Source organism: uncultured Bradyrhizobium sp. (genome assembly GCF_936943645.1).
In the GTDB taxonomy this organism is placed as follows: domain Bacteria; phylum Pseudomonadota; class Alphaproteobacteria; order Rhizobiales; family Xanthobacteraceae; genus Bradyrhizobium.
The window spans coordinates 18,978-35,851 of sequence record NZ_CAKZJO010000056.1 but is presented as its reverse complement, the minus strand read 5'-3'; the positions used below and the strand labels follow the sequence as shown (position 1 = coordinate 35,851).

The 16,874-nt window shown below is 64.7% G+C and carries 15 protein-coding genes; 7 read left to right on the top strand and 8 right to left on the bottom strand.

Going from position 1 to position 16,874, the window contains the following annotated elements; all coding sequences use genetic code 11:
* Window positions 1–42: 42 nt before the first annotated feature.
* The 5 genes from Q0743_RS15395 to Q0743_RS15375 all read right to left on the bottom strand — a co-directional run bounded on the left by Q0743_RS15395 (window position 43) and on the right by Q0743_RS15375 (window position 4,454).
* Window positions 43–1,200, bottom strand: a complete 1,158-nt coding sequence (locus Q0743_RS15395; RefSeq protein WP_298242373.1) for an ABC transporter substrate-binding protein — start codon at window positions 1,198–1,200, stop codon at window positions 43–45.
* 60 nt (window positions 1,201–1,260) lie between these two features.
* The gene (locus Q0743_RS15390) at window positions 1,261–1,836 is read right to left on the bottom strand and encodes an alkylhydroperoxidase domain protein (RefSeq protein WP_298242372.1); all 576 of its coding nucleotides are present in this window, start codon (window positions 1,834–1,836) and stop codon (window positions 1,261–1,263) included.
* Between the two features lie 10 nt (window positions 1,837–1,846).
* Window positions 1,847–2,446, bottom strand: coding sequence for a CMD domain protein (locus tag Q0743_RS15385; protein ID WP_298242371.1), 600 nt, complete (start codon window positions 2,444–2,446; stop codon window positions 1,847–1,849).
* Between the two features lie 28 nt (window positions 2,447–2,474).
* Window positions 2,475–3,509, bottom strand: a complete 1,035-nt coding sequence (locus Q0743_RS15380; RefSeq protein ID WP_298242370.1) for a putative FMN-dependent luciferase-like monooxygenase — start codon at window positions 3,507–3,509, stop codon at window positions 2,475–2,477.
* A gap of 150 nt (window positions 3,510–3,659) precedes the next feature.
* Window positions 3,660–4,454: a MetQ/NlpA family ABC transporter substrate-binding protein gene (locus Q0743_RS15375; RefSeq protein ID WP_298242369.1), complete on the bottom strand. Its 795-nt coding sequence runs from the start codon at window positions 4,452–4,454 to the stop codon at window positions 3,660–3,662.
* Between the two features lie 235 nt (window positions 4,455–4,689).
* Here Q0743_RS15375 and Q0743_RS15370 point away from each other — a divergent pair, with 235 nt between their 5' ends.
* Both Q0743_RS15370 and Q0743_RS15365 read left to right on the top strand, forming a co-directional pair.
* Window positions 4,690–5,076 (top strand): hypothetical protein, encoded by a 387-nt coding sequence (locus Q0743_RS15370; RefSeq protein ID WP_298242368.1) that lies wholly within the window; start codon window positions 4,690–4,692, stop codon window positions 5,074–5,076.
* Between the two features lie 359 nt (window positions 5,077–5,435).
* Window positions 5,436–7,223, top strand: a complete 1,788-nt coding sequence (locus Q0743_RS15365) for a peptide ABC transporter substrate-binding protein (RefSeq protein ID WP_298242367.1) — start codon at window positions 5,436–5,438, stop codon at window positions 7,221–7,223.
* Between the two features lie 59 nt (window positions 7,224–7,282).
* Here Q0743_RS15365 and Q0743_RS15360 read toward each other — a convergent pair whose 3' ends face one another.
* Together Q0743_RS15360 and cycA are read right to left on the bottom strand one after the other, a co-directional pair.
* Window positions 7,283–7,846, bottom strand: coding sequence for a hypothetical protein (locus tag Q0743_RS15360; protein ID WP_298242366.1), 564 nt, complete (start codon window positions 7,844–7,846; stop codon window positions 7,283–7,285).
* Window positions 7,847–8,312: 466 nt separating this feature from the next.
* Entirely contained in the window at window positions 8,313–8,708 is a 396-nt protein-coding gene (cycA, locus tag Q0743_RS15355) for a cytochrome c-550 CycA (RefSeq protein WP_298242365.1), read from the bottom strand.
* 280 nt (window positions 8,709–8,988) lie between these two features.
* Between cycA and Q0743_RS15350 the strand changes: the two genes are divergently transcribed.
* The 5 genes from Q0743_RS15350 to Q0743_RS15330 all read left to right on the top strand — a co-directional run bounded on the left by Q0743_RS15350 (window position 8,989) and on the right by Q0743_RS15330 (window position 14,984).
* Window positions 8,989–10,482 carry an FAD-linked oxidase C-terminal domain-containing protein gene (locus Q0743_RS15350; protein ID WP_298242364.1) on the top strand — a complete coding sequence of 498 codons (1,494 nt, stop codon included), beginning with the start codon at window positions 8,989–8,991 and terminating at the stop codon, window positions 10,480–10,482.
* 67 nt (window positions 10,483–10,549) lie between these two features.
* Window positions 10,550–11,788 carry an FAD-binding protein gene (locus Q0743_RS15345; protein WP_298242363.1) on the top strand — a complete coding sequence of 413 codons (1,239 nt, stop codon included), beginning with the start codon at window positions 10,550–10,552 and terminating at the stop codon, window positions 11,786–11,788.
* Window positions 11,785–13,104 (top strand): glycolate oxidase subunit GlcF, encoded by a 1,320-nt coding sequence (gene glcF, locus Q0743_RS15340; RefSeq protein ID WP_298242362.1) that lies wholly within the window; start codon window positions 11,785–11,787, stop codon window positions 13,102–13,104. The genes Q0743_RS15345 and glcF overlap by 4 nt, the downstream gene beginning before the upstream one ends.
* A 91-nt stretch (window positions 13,105–13,195) precedes the next feature.
* Complete coding sequence (locus tag Q0743_RS15335; protein WP_298242361.1) at window positions 13,196–13,567, top strand: hypothetical protein; 372 nt, start codon at window positions 13,196–13,198, stop codon at window positions 13,565–13,567.
* 388 nt (window positions 13,568–13,955) lie between these two features.
* Window positions 13,956–14,984, top strand: coding sequence for a TorF family putative porin (locus Q0743_RS15330; RefSeq protein ID WP_298242360.1), 1,029 nt, complete (start codon window positions 13,956–13,958; stop codon window positions 14,982–14,984).
* A gap of 67 nt (window positions 14,985–15,051) precedes the next feature.
* On the opposite strand, the gene Q0743_RS15325 is transcribed toward Q0743_RS15330, so the two are convergent.
* Window positions 15,052–16,809 (bottom strand): ABC transporter ATP-binding protein/permease, encoded by a 1,758-nt coding sequence (locus Q0743_RS15325; protein ID WP_298242359.1) that lies wholly within the window; start codon window positions 16,807–16,809, stop codon window positions 15,052–15,054.
* Between the last annotated feature and the right edge of the window lie 65 nt (window positions 16,810–16,874).

Below are 16,874 nucleotides of genomic sequence, written 5' to 3'. Positions count from 1 at the left end.
GTCGAGAGGGAAGCGGCCGGAGCCCCCGCTCCGGCCATCAGGTTAAGTCGGCTTGCCGTCCCAGAGCGCGAACTGGCCCTTGCGCACGACGAGCTCGGCGTTCATGGCGCCCTTGACGCGGCGGGTGGCGATGTCGAACGTCGCCGTGCCGAAGATTACGCTCGGAACATCCTTGACCTTGGTGAAGGCGTCGCGGATCGCCTTGCGATCGGTACCGCCGATCTTCACGACGGCGGCAGCCATGTTCATCGCGTCATAGGCGTAGGCGTTGAAGGCGTCCGGCTCCTGGCCGTTGTATTTCTTCTTGAAGCCCGCGATGAATTTCTGCACCTCGGGCCGCGTATCCTCGGGGAAGTAGCGCGTGCCGACGTGGACGTCCTCGACCGCCTCGCCGCCAAGCTCGATGAATTTGGGCGAGTAGACCGAGCTCGCAGCGCACATCACCTGCTTCAACCCGACCTGACGCGCCTGACGGGCGATCAGCGCGCCGTCGGAATAATAGGAGATCAGGATCAGTCCGTCCGGATTGGCGTCGCGCACGCGCACCAGCGTCGAGCGGAAGTCGCGTTCCTCCGCGATGTAGCCCTCGGTGACCGCGATTTCGGCGCCATATTCCTTCGCCGCCTTGACGAAATAGTCGCGGCTGGTTCGGCCCCAATCGGTGTTGAGGTGCAGCACCGCGAGCTTCTTCAGTCCGAGGCGCTTGACCGCATAGGCCGCCAGCAGCGGCTGCTCGTCGGCCTGGCTCACGGACGTGCTCCACATGAAGTCGCCGCCCTTGGTGAAGTCAGGATGCGAGTTGGTGAAGCCGAACTGCACGAGGCCGCCGCGCTGGTAGATCGGCGATGCCGCCATCGAGGCGGGGCTGGAGAAATCGCCGAGCTCCAGCACGATGGCGGGATTGGAGACGAACTTCTGGGCGATCGCGACAGACTGGCGCGGATCGCTCTGGCTGTCCTCGAATTGGTAGGCGAGCTTGCGGCCGTTGATGCCGCCCGCCGCCATGATCTCGTCGAGCGCGAGATCAAAGCCCTGCTTCCACTGCGTGCCATATTGCGCGTTCGGTCCCGTGAGGGGACCGCTGACGCCGAGCAGGATCGGCTCGGAGGTGTCAGCGAAGGCACCGCGCGAGACGGCCGCTCCCGCCATCATGGCGGCCAGCGAGCCCTTCACCAGGGTACGACGATCGATGTTGCTCATTTAACGGCTCCATCCACTCAATGTTGAAACAAGCAGCAATTCCTGTGCCGGCGAGATTGCCTATTTCGAGGGCTCGCCGAGTGACAGCATCAGCCGGTTCGCCCAGTTGAAGAACGAGGCGCCGTTGATGACGTCGACGATCTCGGCATCGTCGAGGCCGGCGCGGCGCAATTCTTCGATATTGTCAGGACCGAACGCGATCGGCGTTGCGGCCAGCGCGACCGAGGCCTTGACCACCGCATTCCAGCGCTCGCCGAGATCGGCCTTGACGCCTTCGTCGAGCAGGCGCTGCACGTCGTCGCGGCGCTTGGAATAGGTGCTGGCAAAGCGCGCATGGACGGAGGCGCAATAGATGCAGCCGTTGTAGCGCGAGGTCGCGGCCGCCGCGAGCTCACGCTCGGCGCGCGGCAGACCATCGGCGACGTTGTAGAAGATGTCCTTGTCGGTCTTGGTGCGGGCTTCCAGCACCTCGGGGTCGCGCACCAGCAGGCGGAAATATTCCGACTTGGCGCGGGCGCGGTCGACCAGGCCATTGAAGTGCCGCTCGGTCAGCTCGGCCTCGGGCAGCGGATCGATCCAGGAAACCCAGCCGAGCTCGTCCTGGGTAAAGGCGACGGGTGGATTGACGGTGCTCATGATTGCAGCCCTACGCGCTTGCCGCGGCGAGCGTGCGCAGGCCGCTGACGACGCGCACCTGGAACGACAGGAACGCGACGAGTTGGGAGAAGGTGACGATGCCGGTGGTGGACCAGCCGGCGGCAAGCAATGCCTTCATGTCGGCGTCCGCGGCGTCGCGGGGGCGGAACACCAGCAGATGCGCCTGCTCGAACGCGGCTGCGAGCCTTGCGCCGAGCGCCGGCTTGCTTGCCGCACTGACGCGATAAATCAGGCCGGCCGTGTTTTCGACCGACAGCGGACCGGCGGGATACGAGCCGTACGGGCCCGAAGTCATGCCCCGCGCGATTTCGGCATCGATCGCCGCGATCAGGCGCGCGCCATCGGCATTCGCGGCAAGCTTCTCGCGATAGAACGAGGCAACCGGGGATTCGCCATGCAGGCCGGTGACGAGGGCCGCGACCGCGGCGCGCTCGACAAGCGAGAAATCGCCGGCGTCGATCGGCTCGAACAGTGACAGATAGCTCTTCTGCGCATTCTCGCGCGCCTGCAGGCGCCGTGCCCGGATCGCATCCAGAGCCGACCCGGGTGCGATCCCCGCGAGCGTGTCGATGATATCCTGTGTTGCCATCATTCAGCCTCGCACACATTCATTCCGGTCAACCCGCCAGCGCCACGTCGGGCGCGGTCCGGGTCCAGCCCAGCGCCGGCGCCACCTTCTCCGCGACCAGATCGATCGAGCGCAGGACATGGGGATGCGGTGCATCGACCGAATGCACCTGGAAGACGAGGTCCGTCACCCGCTCCAGCGTCGCGTCGGCCCGCAGCGAGGCGATGACGTGGTCGGCGTCGCCGACATGGGTGTCGAACGCCGTGATCATCTCTTCCAGCGTCTCGCCCGGCGGAAGGTGCCCGCCCTTCATGAATTGCGGCAGCGCGCGGCGCAGGCCGATATCGGCAAGGCGCAGGGCCTCGGCATGGTCATCGGCGACGAAGACGCTGCGCGAGGCCATGATGCGCGGCTCCGCCCCTTTGGGCAGCGCCTCCATATAGGCGTCGATCACCGGGTTCTGGATCTCGGCGAGCGTCGCCTTCGGCGCCTCCTTGGTCCGCGGCTGGGTACGCGAGAGCAACAGGCCATCGCCCGCCTTGCCGGCGCGCGCGCCGCCGGCGACGGAGAATGTCGCCTGCCAGATCCGCCTGTCCAGTTGCGGCCGCTGCGGATAGATGGTGTCGCCGCCGTCGAGCGGCTTGCCGACCAGGGCGGTGCGGACGACTTCGAGATTGCGGGCAAAGATGTCGTTGCGCTGGGCGCTGTCGAGGCCGAAGGCGGCAAAGGCCGACGGGTTGCCGCCGGTGCCGACGCCGAGCTCGAAGCGGCCGTCGCAGAGCAGATCGAGCACGGCGGCGTCTTCCGCCACCCGCACCGCATTCTCCAGCGGCAGCGTGACGATGCCGGTGCCGAGGCGGATGCGGGAGGTTTGCGCTGCGACGTAGCCCAGAAAGGTGAAGGGCGACGGCAGGCCGCCTTCGCGTTCGTGGAAGTGATGCTGCGCGATCCACGCGGAATCGAGCCCCGCTTGCTCGGCGCGCACGATCTGCTCGGCCGCGAAGCGATAGCGGTCCGCCGGCGGCGCCTCGTCCAGCAGCCGCGTGAAGAATCCCAGGCGTTTCAGATTGGCAAAGCGTTTCATGCGACCCCTGTCGGGCGAGGATGGCCAGGCGCCTGATGATGTCGGGTCGTGCGGCTCCAGACAAGCGGGCATTGCGCAAGGCTCATGCGCAGCTCTCATGCGCAAAACCGCCCGCCGGGATCGTCCCTGCGCTGGAGCTGGGCAGACTGCCTACCAGCTCGGCAGCACCGCGCCCTTGAACTTGGTCAGGACGAACTCCTTGACCTCCGGCGTGTGGTAGCTGTCGACGAGGATCTTGACCCAGGGCTTGTCCTTGTCGGCCGTGCGCACGGCGATCAGGTTGACGTAGGGCCCCTTCGGGTCCTCGCGCAGGATCGGATCCTTGACCGGATCGAGGCCCGCCTGGGTTGCGTAATTGGTGTTGATCGCGGCGGCATCGACGTCGTCGAGCGCGCGCGGTGCCTGCGCCGCGTCGACCTCGATGAATTTCAGCTTCTTCGGGTTCTCGCTGATGTCGAGCACCGTCGGCTTGAAGCCGGTGCCGTCCTTCAGCTTGATCACGCCCTTGTCGCGCAGCAGCAGCAGCACGCGGCCGCCATTGGTGGGATCGTTGGGGATCGAGACCTTGCCGCCTTCGGGGATGTCGGCGAAAGCCTTGTGCTTCTTCGAGTAGACGCCGATCGGAAAATTCACGGTCAGCGCGACCGACTCGATCTTGTAGCCGCGGTCGGCTTTCTGGTTGTCGAGGTAAGGCTGGTTCTGGAACGAATTGGCCTGGATCTCGCCGGCGTCGAGCGCGGCGTTCGGCACGACGTAGTCGGAAAATTCGAGCAGCTGGATGTCGAGGCCGTTCTTCGCCGCGATCGGCTTCACCGCCTCCAGGATCTGCGCATGCGGCCCCGGCGTCACGCCGATCTTGATGGTCTCGGCGGAGCTTGCTGCCGACCATGCGGCGAGCACGGTGGCGAGGATCAGGGGGAAGCGAAACGACATCTTGGTCTCCATGGAACGGCACGAATGATTGGAACCGTATTCGCTTCTCCGCAAGGGGAAATCAATGAAATGGAAATCCAAATTGAGTGCCGGGAGCGGGCTGCGCCTTCTGCGTTCGGCAGCAAACGCGGAACGAATTCACGGCGACGGCGGGGCCTTCCGCAAAGCGTGAGGCGCATCACGGCAATGCGGCGCCGCGTGCGCAAGATTTGCGGCACGGCAATCGCAACTCAGGGAGACATCGACCATGACCACTCTTGCTGCGCCAAAGCTCACCGGCCGCAAATGGCTCGAATGCTTTGCACTCTATTTCGTGCTTCAGGGCGTGCCGATCTATTCCGGCGTCGCGCTGGCGATCAAGCTGATCGACGCGTCCGAATTCGTCGGCGAGCCGTTCGGCGCCGCCATCTTCGTGGCCATGCTGTCGACCTTCCACGCCATGCTGACCTCGGGGCTCGGCGCCAGATTCCCGCATGTCTTCAGGCACAGCTTTCAGCCGCTGTTCGCCGATACGGCGTTGTCCTTCTCCGAGAGGATCACGCGCTGGCTGGCGCAGCCGAACACGGCGCTGCAGCTTTTGAGCCAGGCCCTGCTGCTGTCGGCGCTCGCGATCGGCGTGCTCGGCATCAGGTAGCTGCCGGGACGTCAGGGGTTCGATCGCCGATGGCTGATATGTGGCGATTTCCCGGCGGCTGCAATGAATCTCCGGCCGCGGCAACATCACGAAACTTGATGCGCCTGTTGCGGCCGGGCTAACGTTCCCTCGCGGCCTTCGAACTTCCCCAAGTTCAGCCAAGTTCGCACTGGATCGCCGCCCGGGCTCCTCGGGCGGCGATCCGGGTCTTGATCCAGGTCACGATCCGGTTCCTGGCCCGCAGAAGCTCTCCCATCGTCATTTCGTCGCATGGCCCGACGGCCACGCCGGCATTGCCGCCTCGTGCATGATGCAACATGATGCCGGCGACTGATGTCTTCGAGGTGGAGGGTTATCCGATGAACGAGAACGAAATCCGGCGTCTGGTCGGGCAGGTGAAGCAAGGCACGCTGTCGCGGCGCTCGTTCATCCAGAGGGTGGCCGCGGTCGGGATCGCGGCCCCGATCGCAAGCCAGATCCTGGTCTGGCACGACGTCGCCATGGCGGACGCCAGGCTGCCCTACAAGCCGACCAAGGCCGGCGGCGGCGGCCCGCTCAAGCTGCTGTTCTGGCAGGCCCCGACCCTGCTCAATCCGCATTTTGCGATCGGCACCAAGGACCAGATGGCCTCGCGCGTGTTCTTCGAGCCGCTCGCCGGCTGGGACAAGGAGGGCAATCTGATCCCCTGCCTCGCCGCCGAGGTTCCGACCAAGGCGAATGGCGGCCTTTCCGCCGACGGCATGAGCGTGATCTGGAAGCTGAAGCAGGGCGTCAATTGGCATGACGGCAAGCCCTTCACCGCCGACGACGTCGTCTTCACCTGGACCTATGCCGCCGATCTCGCCACGGCCGCCTACAGCACGGGATCCTACAAGGACATCAAGGTCGAGAAGATCGACGACCATACGGTCAAGGTGATCTTCAAGGCGCCGACGCCGTTCTGGGCCGATCCCTTCGTCGGCTCGGTCGGCCAGATCCTGCCGAAGCATCATTTCGGCGACTATGCCGGCGCCAAGTCGCGCGAGGCGCCGGGCAATCTGAAGCCGGTCGGCACCGGCCCGTACAAATTCGTCGAGTTCAAGCCCGGCGACCTGATCCGCGCCGAACGCAATCCCGACTATCACGTCAAGAACCAGCCGTATTTCGACACGCTCGAGATCAAGGGCGGCGGCGATGCGGTGTCGGCGGCGCGCGCCGTGCTGCAGACCGGCGAATACGACTTCGCCTGGAACATGCAGGTGGAGGAGGAGGTGCTCAAGCGCATGGAGGCGAGCGGCAAGGGCAAGCTCGATATCACGCCCTCCGGCAATGTCGAGTTCATCATCCTCAACACCACCGATCCCTGGACCGAGGTCGACGGCGAGCGCTCGAGCGCCAAGACCAAGCACCCCTCGCTGTCCGATCCCGCGGTGCGCCGGGCGCTCAACCTGCTGATCGACCGCGACTCGATTCAGAAATTCATCTACGGCCGCGGCGGCATCGCCACCGCGAGCTTCGTCAACGCGCCCAAGCAGTTCAAGTCGCCCAAGCTCAAATACGAGTTCAGCATCGACAAGGCCAACAAGATTCTCGACGAGGCCGGCTGGAAGAAGGGCGCGGACGGCATCCGCGAGAAGGGCGGCAAGAAGCTCAAATACGTGTTCCAGACCTCGACCAACGCCCCGCGGCAGAAGACTCAGGCCATCATCAAGCAGGCCTGCGAGAAGGCCGGCATCGACATCGAGATCAAGGCGGTCACCGCCTCGGTGTTCTTCTCCTCCGACGTCGGCAATCCCGACACCTATTCGAAGTTCTACGCCGACATGGAGATGTACAACACCACGCAGCCGCAGCCCGATCCGGAGCGCTTCCTGAACCAGTGCGTCTCCTGGGAGGTCGCCTCCAAGGACAACAAATGGCTCGGCCGCAACATCTCGCGCTGGTCCGATCCCGAAGCCGACAAGGCCTACAAGGCCGCGCAGAACGAGCTCGACCCCGCCAAGCGCGCCGCGCTGCTGATCAAGGTCGACGAGACCTTCTGCGAGGCCAACGTCTTCCTGCCCCTGCTCTCCCGCAACGTCGTCAACGCCAACGTCAACAACCTCATGGTCGACATGTCCGGCTGGGACGTCACGACGTGGAATCTGGCGGGGTGGTATCGGGTCTGAGTGGGCTTGGAGAGCGCGGCGAATGCCGTGGTGACATCGTCGCGCTCGTCACAGGCGCATCAGCTGCGGGCGTCGAGCTGGCTGCTGCGGCCGGACGCGGCACCCTGCTGTGCGGCATAGGCGGACGCCGCGCTCGATGCCGGTGAGTATTGCCCGAGCGACTCGGCGAGCTCTTCGGCGGCGTCGGTGAGCTGCTTCATGATCGCGGCGCTGTCCGTCGACGTCTTGCCTGCGGAGTGCAGGACCTCGAACGAGATTCCGTTCGGAAGATCGACATGAATCTTGTCGATCCCGACCGCGTTTGGCGTGTCGTCATTGGCGGCCGGATCGGCACTCGCCGCCGACTGCCCAGGCGTCTGATTGTCGGCGAGCCCCCGCACGAAATCCTCGATGGACTTGAGGGCCTGACTATCGAAGCCGCCGCCGCCGAAGTGGAAGATGCCGACCGACATGCCGTTCGGCAGGTCGACCTTGATCTCGTCGTAGGGGGTGCCTTCCTGCAACAGGGACGAGAAGGTCGAGACGCCGGTCTTCGAGTCATCGGCTGACTTCGATGCGCCGGCCGGGAATGGCGACCCCGCCGCGCTGCCACCACCGATGCTGCTCAAGCTGCCGACACTCATATCCGAAACTCCCACTGTTCATTTGCGAACGCAGCTCCTGCGTGCAACGTGCATGCCAGCTCGCGGATTCATGTTCATCAAGGACTTATCGCCGATTGCGGATAGCAGCTCCGTCACAGCGGCAAATCCGTCCCGGCAGAATCTGCCGATCCGCGATGGACGAGACCTGCCACCTGTGCGCCGTAGTGCCGTAGGGTGGACAAAGGCGCATAGCGCCGTGCCCACGATCTCTCTCCATCAGCAACAGGGCGTGGGCACGCTTGCGCTTTGCCCACCCTACGAGATCGAGCTTGTGGCACGCAGCTCATTTTGCAGGCACGCTGGATTGCTTCCGCCTTCGCCAAGGCTTCGGCGGACAAGTCGCTGCGCTCGCAATGACGCCGTGGCGTCAGTGCGCGCCAAAAACAAAAAGCTGCAGCTTCGGTCCCGATCGGAACCGAAGCTGCAGCGGCCGTCCGTTGCAGGCTTACTGCTTGATCTTCCCGTCCTTGTCGAACTGGGAGACATAGGCCCAGAGATTGTTGACCTCGGTCTCGTTCTTGATGCCGGCGAACGCCATCTTGGTGCCGGGGATCTTGGCCTTGGGGTCCTTGATGTATTCCTTGAACACGGCCTCGTTCCAGGTGATGCCGGAATTCTTGTTGGCGTCCGAGTAGCTATAGCCCTCGACCGTGCCCGACTTGCGGCCGTTGAGGCCGTTGAGCTCAGGGCCGACCTTGTTTTTGGCGCCTTCGCCGATGGCGTGGCAGGCCAGGCATTTGTTGAACGACGTCTTGCCGGCCGCGGCATCCTGCGCCATCGCGGCGGGTGCGGTGGCAATCGCGGTGAGGATCGTCAGTGCGCCAAAAATAAGTTTTGTCATCGGGTGCTCTTCGTCTCTTCCCTGGTGGGTCTGGGCTGGTCAGTCCATTGCCGGATCGGCAATCGCCGGACCTGCCGGTTTTGGCAGGCCTGCGCGGCTTGGACAAGCCACCAAACCATGACAGGTTTCATGATTCCCGACTTGTCCCAGAGCGAACTGGCGGAAGATGGGCGATCCGACTTTCGGATGGCCTACCCAAAGGGCTGCGGACGTGATTGATTTGGCGAGACAAATTGATCGTGCGGCGCGAGCCGGAAAGATATGCCATGAGGGATTTGATATGGCCATCATGATGCCTGCGAGCGACCAGGCGGTGCTGGCGCGCCGCGCTGAGATCGTTGCTGCATTGCGCGCAATCGTATCAGGCGAGGGCGTGATAGATACGCCTGCGGAGATGCGGGCCTATGAGTCCGACGGGCTGACGGCCTATCGGCAGCCGCCGATGGTCGTGGTGCTGCCCGATACGACCGAGCAGGTCTCGCTGATCCTGAAATATTGTGCAGAGCAGAACATCAAGGTGGTGCCGCGCGGTTCCGGCACCTCGCTATCAGGCGGCGCACTGCCGCTCGAAGACGGCGTGCTGCTGGGCCTCGGCAAGTTCAAGCGCATCCGCGTGATCGATTTCGACAACCGTGTCGTCGTCACCGAGCCCGGCGTCACCAATCTTGCGCTCAGCCAGGCGGTCGCCCATGCCGGCTTCTATTACGCGCCCGATCCGTCCTCGCAGATCGCCTGCTCGATCGGCGGCAATGTCGCGGAAAATTCCGGCGGCGTGCATTGCCTGAAATACGGCATGACCACCAACAACGTGCTCGGCTGCGAGATCGTGCTGATGAGCGGCGAGATCCTGCGCATCGGCGGCAAAGGGTGCGAGAACCCGGGCTACGACCTGATGGGTGTCATCACCGGCTCGGAAGGCCTGCTCGGTGTCATCACCGAGGTCACGGTGCGCATCCTGCAGAAGCCGGAGACGGCGCGCGCGCTGATGGTTGGATTTGCCGAGGTCGAGGCGGCCGGCGAATGCGTGGCGCGCATCATCGGTGCCGGCATCATCCCCGGCGGCATGGAGATGATGGACAAGCCGGCGATCCACGCAGCCGAAGCCTTCGTCCATGCCGGCTACCCGCTTGATGTCGAGGCGCTGCTCATCATCGAGCTCGACGGTCCCAAGATCGAGGTCGACGAGCTGATCACGCGCGTCGAGACCATCGCACGAGGCTGCGGTTCGGTGACGCTGCAGATCTCCAATTCGGAAGCCGAGCGCAATCTGTTCTGGGCCGGCCGCAAGGCCGCGTTCCCGGCGGTCGGGCGGATCTCACCCGACTATCTCTGCATGGACGGCACGATTCCGCGCGGGGCGCTGCCGAAGGCGCTGGCGCGCATCCGCGAGCTCGGCGAAAAGTACCAGCTCGGCTGCGCCAACGTGTTCCACGCCGGCGACGGCAATCTGCACCCGCTGATCCTCTACGATGCCAACAAGCCCGGCGAGATCGAGCGCGCCGAGGCCTTCGGCGCCGACATCCTGCGCGCCTGCGTCGAGTTCGGCGGCGTGCTCACCGGCGAGCACGGCGTCGGCATCGAGAAGCGTGACCTCATGCCCGACATGTTCAGCGAGATCGATCTCAAGCAGCAACAGCGGCTGAAATGCGCGTTCGACTCGCAAGGTCTGCTCAACCCCGGAAAGGTGTTTCCGACCCTGCACCGCTGCGCCGAGCTCGGCCGGATGCACGTGCATGCGGGCCAGCTGGCGTTTCCGGACATTCCGCGGTTCTAGCGCCGGGCCCTCCCGTTGCCATGTGCCAGATTTGCTTTCCGTTCTAAACTTGGATACCGGCTCACTCGTGGATACGCTGAAAGTCAGAGACGCCAAAGACGTCGAAGAAGTGGTGCGCGCGGCGATTGCCAACGAGCAGCCGCTCGAGATCATCGGGCATGGCAGCAAGCGCAGCATTGGCCATGCCATGGCGACCAATGCCGTGCTCGACCTCTCAGCGCTCAATGCCGTCACCTCCTACGAGCCGAACGAGCTGATCGTCACGCTGCAGGCCGGCGCGCCGCTGGCCGACGTACTGTCGCTGATCGACGCCAAGAACCAGCAATTCGCTTTCGAGCCGATGAATACCGCGCCGCTGCTCGGCACGCCCCCAGGGGGCACCATCGGCGGCATGATCGCCGCCGGGCTCGCCGGCCCGCGGCGGATCAGGGCGGGCGGAGCGCGCGACCATCTGCTCGGGGCGCACGCCGTCTCAGGCTTCGGCGACAGCTTCAAGACCGGCGGCAAGGTGGTGAAGAACGTCACCGGCTACGACCTCTGCAAGCTGCTGGCGGGATCCTGGGGCACGCTGTCGGTCATGACCGAGGTCACGCTGAAGGTGATGCCGAAGCCCGAGGCCGAGCGGACACTGCTGCTGCGCGGGCTCGATGATGCCGCCGCCAACAAGGCGATGACCGCGGCGCTCGGCTCGCCCTACGACGTCTCAGGTGCTGCACATCTGCCGTATCAGGCGTTCCGGGCCAATCCCGAGGGGCTTGGCGATCTTGCGGGCGAGGGCGAGGCGCTGACCGTGTTGCGGCTCGAGGGCATCACGGCCTCGGCCGCCCATCGCGCCGGCTCGTTGCGCGAATTGCTGGCTCCGTTCGGAAATGCGACATTGATCGAGGACGCGGCCTCTAGCGCACTGTGGGCCACGATCCGCGACGTGCTGCCGTTCGCGGCCGGCGGCGCGCGCGGCCCCTGGCCGGTCTGGCGCATCGTCTGTCCGCCGGCCTCGGGCGCGGCGCTCGGCACGCAATTGGCGCGCGAGACCGGTGGCGACGTGCTCTATGATTGGGGCGGCGGATTGATCTGGGCCGCAGTGCCGCCGAAGGGCGATGCGCATGAACCGGTCGTGCGGGCGTGCGCGAATTCGGTTGGGGGACACGCCACGCTGATCCGGGCGGCCGAGGAGGTCAGGCGCGAGGTCGACGTGTTCCATCCGCAGGCGCCGGGCGTTGCCGCCCTGAGCGAGCGGGTCCGCGCCAGCTTCGATCCGAAGACCGTTCTCAACCGGGGACGCCTCAGCCGGGGCACTGCTGCATGAAGACCGAGTTCTCGCTCACCCAGCTGGCCGATCCCGATATCGCGGAAGCCGACAAGATCCTGCGCGCCTGCGTCCATTGCGGCTTCTGCACCGCAACCTGTCCGACCTATGTGCTGCTCGGCGACGAGCTCGATAGCCCGCGCGGCCGTATCTATCTGATCAAGGAGATGCTGGAGAAGGACCAGACCCCGACAGCCGACGTGGTCAAGCACGTCGACCGCTGCCTGTCGTGCCTGTCCTGCATGACGACCTGCCCCTCAGGGGTGAACTACATGCATCTCGTCGACCAGGCCCGGGTCAGGATCGAGCAGCGCTATCAGCGTCCCCTGGCCGAGCGGCTGCTGCGCCAGGTGCTGGCTTACGTGCTGCCGGACCCGCAGCGTTTTCGCATCAGCATGGTGCTGGCGCGGCTGGCCCGCCCGCTTGCCGTGTTCCTGCCGACGCCGCGGCCGTCGGCGACGCCCGGCCTGATCCAGCGCGTCAAGGCGATGCTGGCGCTGGCGCCGGCGCGGCTGCCGTCACCGGGGCCGCTCCCGGGCAGTGTGTTTGCAGCGCTCGGCAAGAAGCGCGGCCGGGTCGCGCTGCTCCAGGGCTGCGCCCAGCAGGTGCTGGCGCCGCGCATCAACCAGGCCGCCATCAGTCTTCTCACCCGCCACGGCGTCGAGGTTGTCTTGGTTCGGGACGAGCAGTGCTGCGGCGCGCTGACCCATCATCTCGGCAACGACGGCGATGCCTTGGCGCGGGCGCGGGCCAACGTCGCGGCGTGGGGTGCGGAAGCGGCTGGCGAGGGGCTCGACGCCATCCTCGTGACCACGTCCGGCTGCGGCACGGTGATCAAGGATTACGGCTATCTCCTGCGCGAGGATGCGGCTTTCGCCGCCGACGCGGCGAAGGTGTCCGCACTCGCCAAGGACATCACCGAATATATCGCGGGCCTCGGACTCGAACCGACCGCGCGACAAGACAACAACATCGTCGTCGCCTATCATTCCGCATGTTCGTTGCAGCACGGGCAGAAAATCACGGGCCTTCCGAAAGAATTGCTTTCCAAGAATGGATTCGTGGTGAAAGATGTCCCCGAGAGCCATTTGTGTTGCGGCTCGGCGGGGACCTACAACATTCTCCAGCCCGAGCTTGCGGGCCGGTTGCGCGATCGCAAGGTCGCCAACATCGCAAGCGTCAAGCCGGACATGATTGCCGCGGGCAATATCGGCTGCATGGTGCAGATTGCCAGTGGCACGTCAGTTCCGGTCGTACACACGATTGAGCTTCTCGATTGGGCTACGGGCGGGTCGCGGCCGGCACTGAACACGTAAGGTTGAGCTTTCAGAGCCTGAACTGTCCTCCCCGGGGTGACGACTGAAGACGCCCGATCGACCATTGTTCGGCGGCAACAGGAGGACCACGATGGCGAAAGCGAAGAAGAAGAAAAGCAAGAAGGCCAAAAAGGCCAAGAAGGTTGTAGCGGCGAAGAAGACCGCGAAGAAGGCAGCCAAGAAGTCCGCGAAGAAGTCTGCCAAAAAATCGAAGAAGGCTGCCCCGAAGAAGGCCGCCAAGAAGGCTGCGAAGAAGTCGGCCAAGAAGACCGTGAAGAAGACCGTGAAGAAGGCCGCACCGAAGAAGGCCGCGAAGAAAGCGGCACCGAAGAAGGCGAAGGCAGCTCCCGCGCCGAAGCCGTCAGCGCCGGCGGCAGCTCCAGCTCCCGAACCGGCGGCCGAGACGAGTTGGGCGATGCCTTCGTCTTCTGCGGAAGCGCCGCCGGCCGAGGGGCAAGGCTAGGCCCCGTCCAGCGCCCGTGATCGCCAACAGCAAGGCCGCGGCGGTGACGCTGCGGCCTTTTTGCATCGCCGGAAGGACCTTCAGGAGCGGCCCTGTCCCGCGCGGGTCTGATTCGTAGCGCGGCTGCCACGCTGCCTGGCATCCCCGTACTTGCACGGTCCCGCTGTGCACTTTGCAAGGCAGATTATGTGATCGAGAAGACACACAGCCGGACAACCTTTCGTGGAATCGTCAAAACGCCCAAAAAGGCGGCAGTTGCCCGCGATTTTTGCTTCACGGTCTCCGTCCCTCAATCCAGATTGTCGCAGTAACGCAATTTTGCACGCAGGTCGTTTGCCGGGGGGCTTCCGGGAATCCGACCGGGTTAGTTCTGACGATGGGGATCGAAATGAAAAAAGTGGCTTTGTTGGCAACGGCGCTGGCAATGGTGACGACGGGTTCGGCTTTCGCGGCAGATATGCCCCTGAAGGCGTTGAAGGCCCCGCCGCCCCCGGCCTTCGACCCCTGGGATATCGCCTTCGGCGGCGCGATCATGAGCAACTACGTGTTCCGCGGTATCACCCAGTCGAACAACAAGCCGTCGGTCGCCGCCTATTTCGAGCCGCGCTTCAACGTCAACAAAGACCTCCAGCTCTATGTCGGCGTGGCCGGTGAGAGCATCTCCTTCCCGAACCGCGCCGCGGCCGAGATCGACATCTACGGCGGTATCCGCCCGACCTTCGGTGCGTTCGCCTTCGACATCGGCGTCTGGGGTTACCTGTATCCGGGCGGGACCTGTTACTACGGCGGCACCGGCGTCGACTTCGCGGGCAACTTCCAGGGCGCCGATTGCGCCGCGAATGCCCTGCCGAATGGCAACGTGATGAAGAAGGACGTCAGCTTCTTCGAAGTCTACGGCAAGATGACCTACACGGTGAACGACAACTGGGCGTTCGGCATCAACGAGTTCTATTCGCCGAACTTCCTCAACACCGGCGCCTGGGGCAACTACGCCTCGATCACGGGCAAGTGGACGGCGCCGAGCACGACCTTCGGTTCGAGCGGCGTCGGCATGTATGTGTCGGGCGAATTCGGCCGTCAGTGGTTCGGCACTTCCGACTCCTTCTACGGCACGGGCCCCGCAGCAGCGGGTCCGGGCTATGTCGGCCCGTTCTTCCCGAACGGCATCAAATATGCCGACTATAACACCTGGAACATCGGCGTCGGCTTCACCTACAAGGTCATGACGCTGGACCTGCGTTACTCCGACACCGATCTTTCCAAGGCGGACTGCAACGCTTTCACCAGCGACTACACCTCCACCTTCAACGGCAGCTACAGCAGCATCAATCCCTCGGGCGTCGGCTCGAAGTGGTGCGGCGCGACCGGTATCGCCAAGCTCTCGTTCGACCTGACGGCGATGACCAACCTGAAGTAATTTTCTTCTCAAGACCATCCAGGAGGGCGGCAGAGCGATCTGCCGCCCTTTTGCTTTGGCTCCGCGCTCAGCGCGCCGCGCTCGGCTCCGGGGCCGGCTCGCCGGCTTTGCCGAGGACGTGGATCTCGTCGTCCTTCACCAGCGACACCTTGCGGGTATGGAAGGTGTCGAGCGTCGAGCGGTGGCCGATCGAGACGATGGTGGCCTGGGGCAGCTTCTCCGTCAGCAGCCGATAGAGCCGGTCCTCGGACGGCTCGTCCAGCGAAGCCGTCGCCTCATCGAGGAACAGATAGTCCGGCACGTGCAGCAGCGCGCGGGCCAGCCCAAGGCGCTGCTGCTCACCGAGCGACAAAGTACGGTTCCAGTGACCGTCCTCGTCGAGCCGCTCGGCCAGGCGCGGCATGCCGACCGCAACCAGGGCGTCGCGGATCTTCTCCGGCGGGATGGAGCCGTGCTCGGCCGGGTAGATGACGGCATCGCCGAGCGGGCCGATCGGGAAATACGGCCGCTGCGGCAGCATCATCAGCTTCGACGTCGCAGGGATGGCGACCGTGCCGGTGCCGAACGGCCAGACGCCGGCAATGGCCCGGAACAGGGTCGACTTGCCGGAGCCCGAGGGGCCGGTCACCAGCACCCGCTCCGACGGCTGGATCGTGAAGGCATTGGCTGCGACCAGAGGTGCCCCGTTCGGCAGTTTGACCAGCAACTGCTCGAGCGCGATGGCCTTGCCCTTCGATGGGGTCACGTCGATGGTCGGCTCGAGTGCCGCGCCTGGAGCGGCGGCGCTGACCGACATCTCGAAGCCGTCGAGACGGGCGATCACGGAACGCCATTCGGCGAGCGAGCGATAGGCGGTGACGAAGAAGGACAGCGCGTCCTGCACGCTGCCGAACGCCGAGCCGGTCTGCATCATGTCGCCGAGCTGGATGCGCTTGGCGAAATAGGCGGGCGCCACCATGACATAGGGAAAGATCGTCGCCGCCTGGCCGTAGCTTGCCGTGAACGCGGTGAGGCGCTTGGTCCGGCTCATGATCGCGTACCAATTGCCGATGACGAAACCGAAGCGCTGCAGCAGGCGCCCGCGCTCGGCGCCCTCGCCCTTCAGAAGGGCGATCTGCTCGGAATTCTCGCGCACGCGGATCAGGTTGAAGCGGAAATCGGCCTCATAGCGTTGCTGCTCGAAATTGAGGTTGATGAGCGGGGCGCCGATCCAGTGCGTCAGCGCGGTACCGGCGATCGCGTAAGCCACTGCGGCCCAGACCAGGAAGCCGGGGACGACGATATCGGTGCCGTAAATGTACAAGGGGGCCTTGTAGGACAAACCCCAGAGGATGACGACGAACGAGGCCAGCGTCACGACCGAGGACAAAAGGCCAAGGCCGATGGTCAGCGTCTGCTCGACGAAGGTTTTGACGTCCTCGGTGATGCGCTGATCCGGATTGTCGGCGGCATCGCCCTTGAGTTGCATGCGGTAATGCGTGGCGCCGTCGAGCCATTCGCCGAGGTAATGTTGCGTCAGCCATTGTCGCCAGCGGATCTGGAGCCACTGGTTCAGATAGAGCTTGTAGACGGCCAGTGCGACGAAGGTGAAGGCAAGGCCCAGGAAGACCCAGACCTCCTTGATGAACTCGGGCAGGTCGTAGGCCTGCAGCGCGCTGTAGAACCGGTTCTGCCACTGATTGAGGAGCACGTTGATCGCGACCAGCACCAGCTCCATCGCGACGACCACGGCGAGCAGGCCGCGGCCGACCCATTTGTCCTCGGACCGGAAATAGGGAGCGGCGATTCGCCAGACGATCGCGAGCGTGGCGCTGATGTTCTTCACAGAGCGGAGTCTCCTCGGGAATGTGGACAACTGCCCGGAGCCAAGGACTTGATGCCATGGCGGAA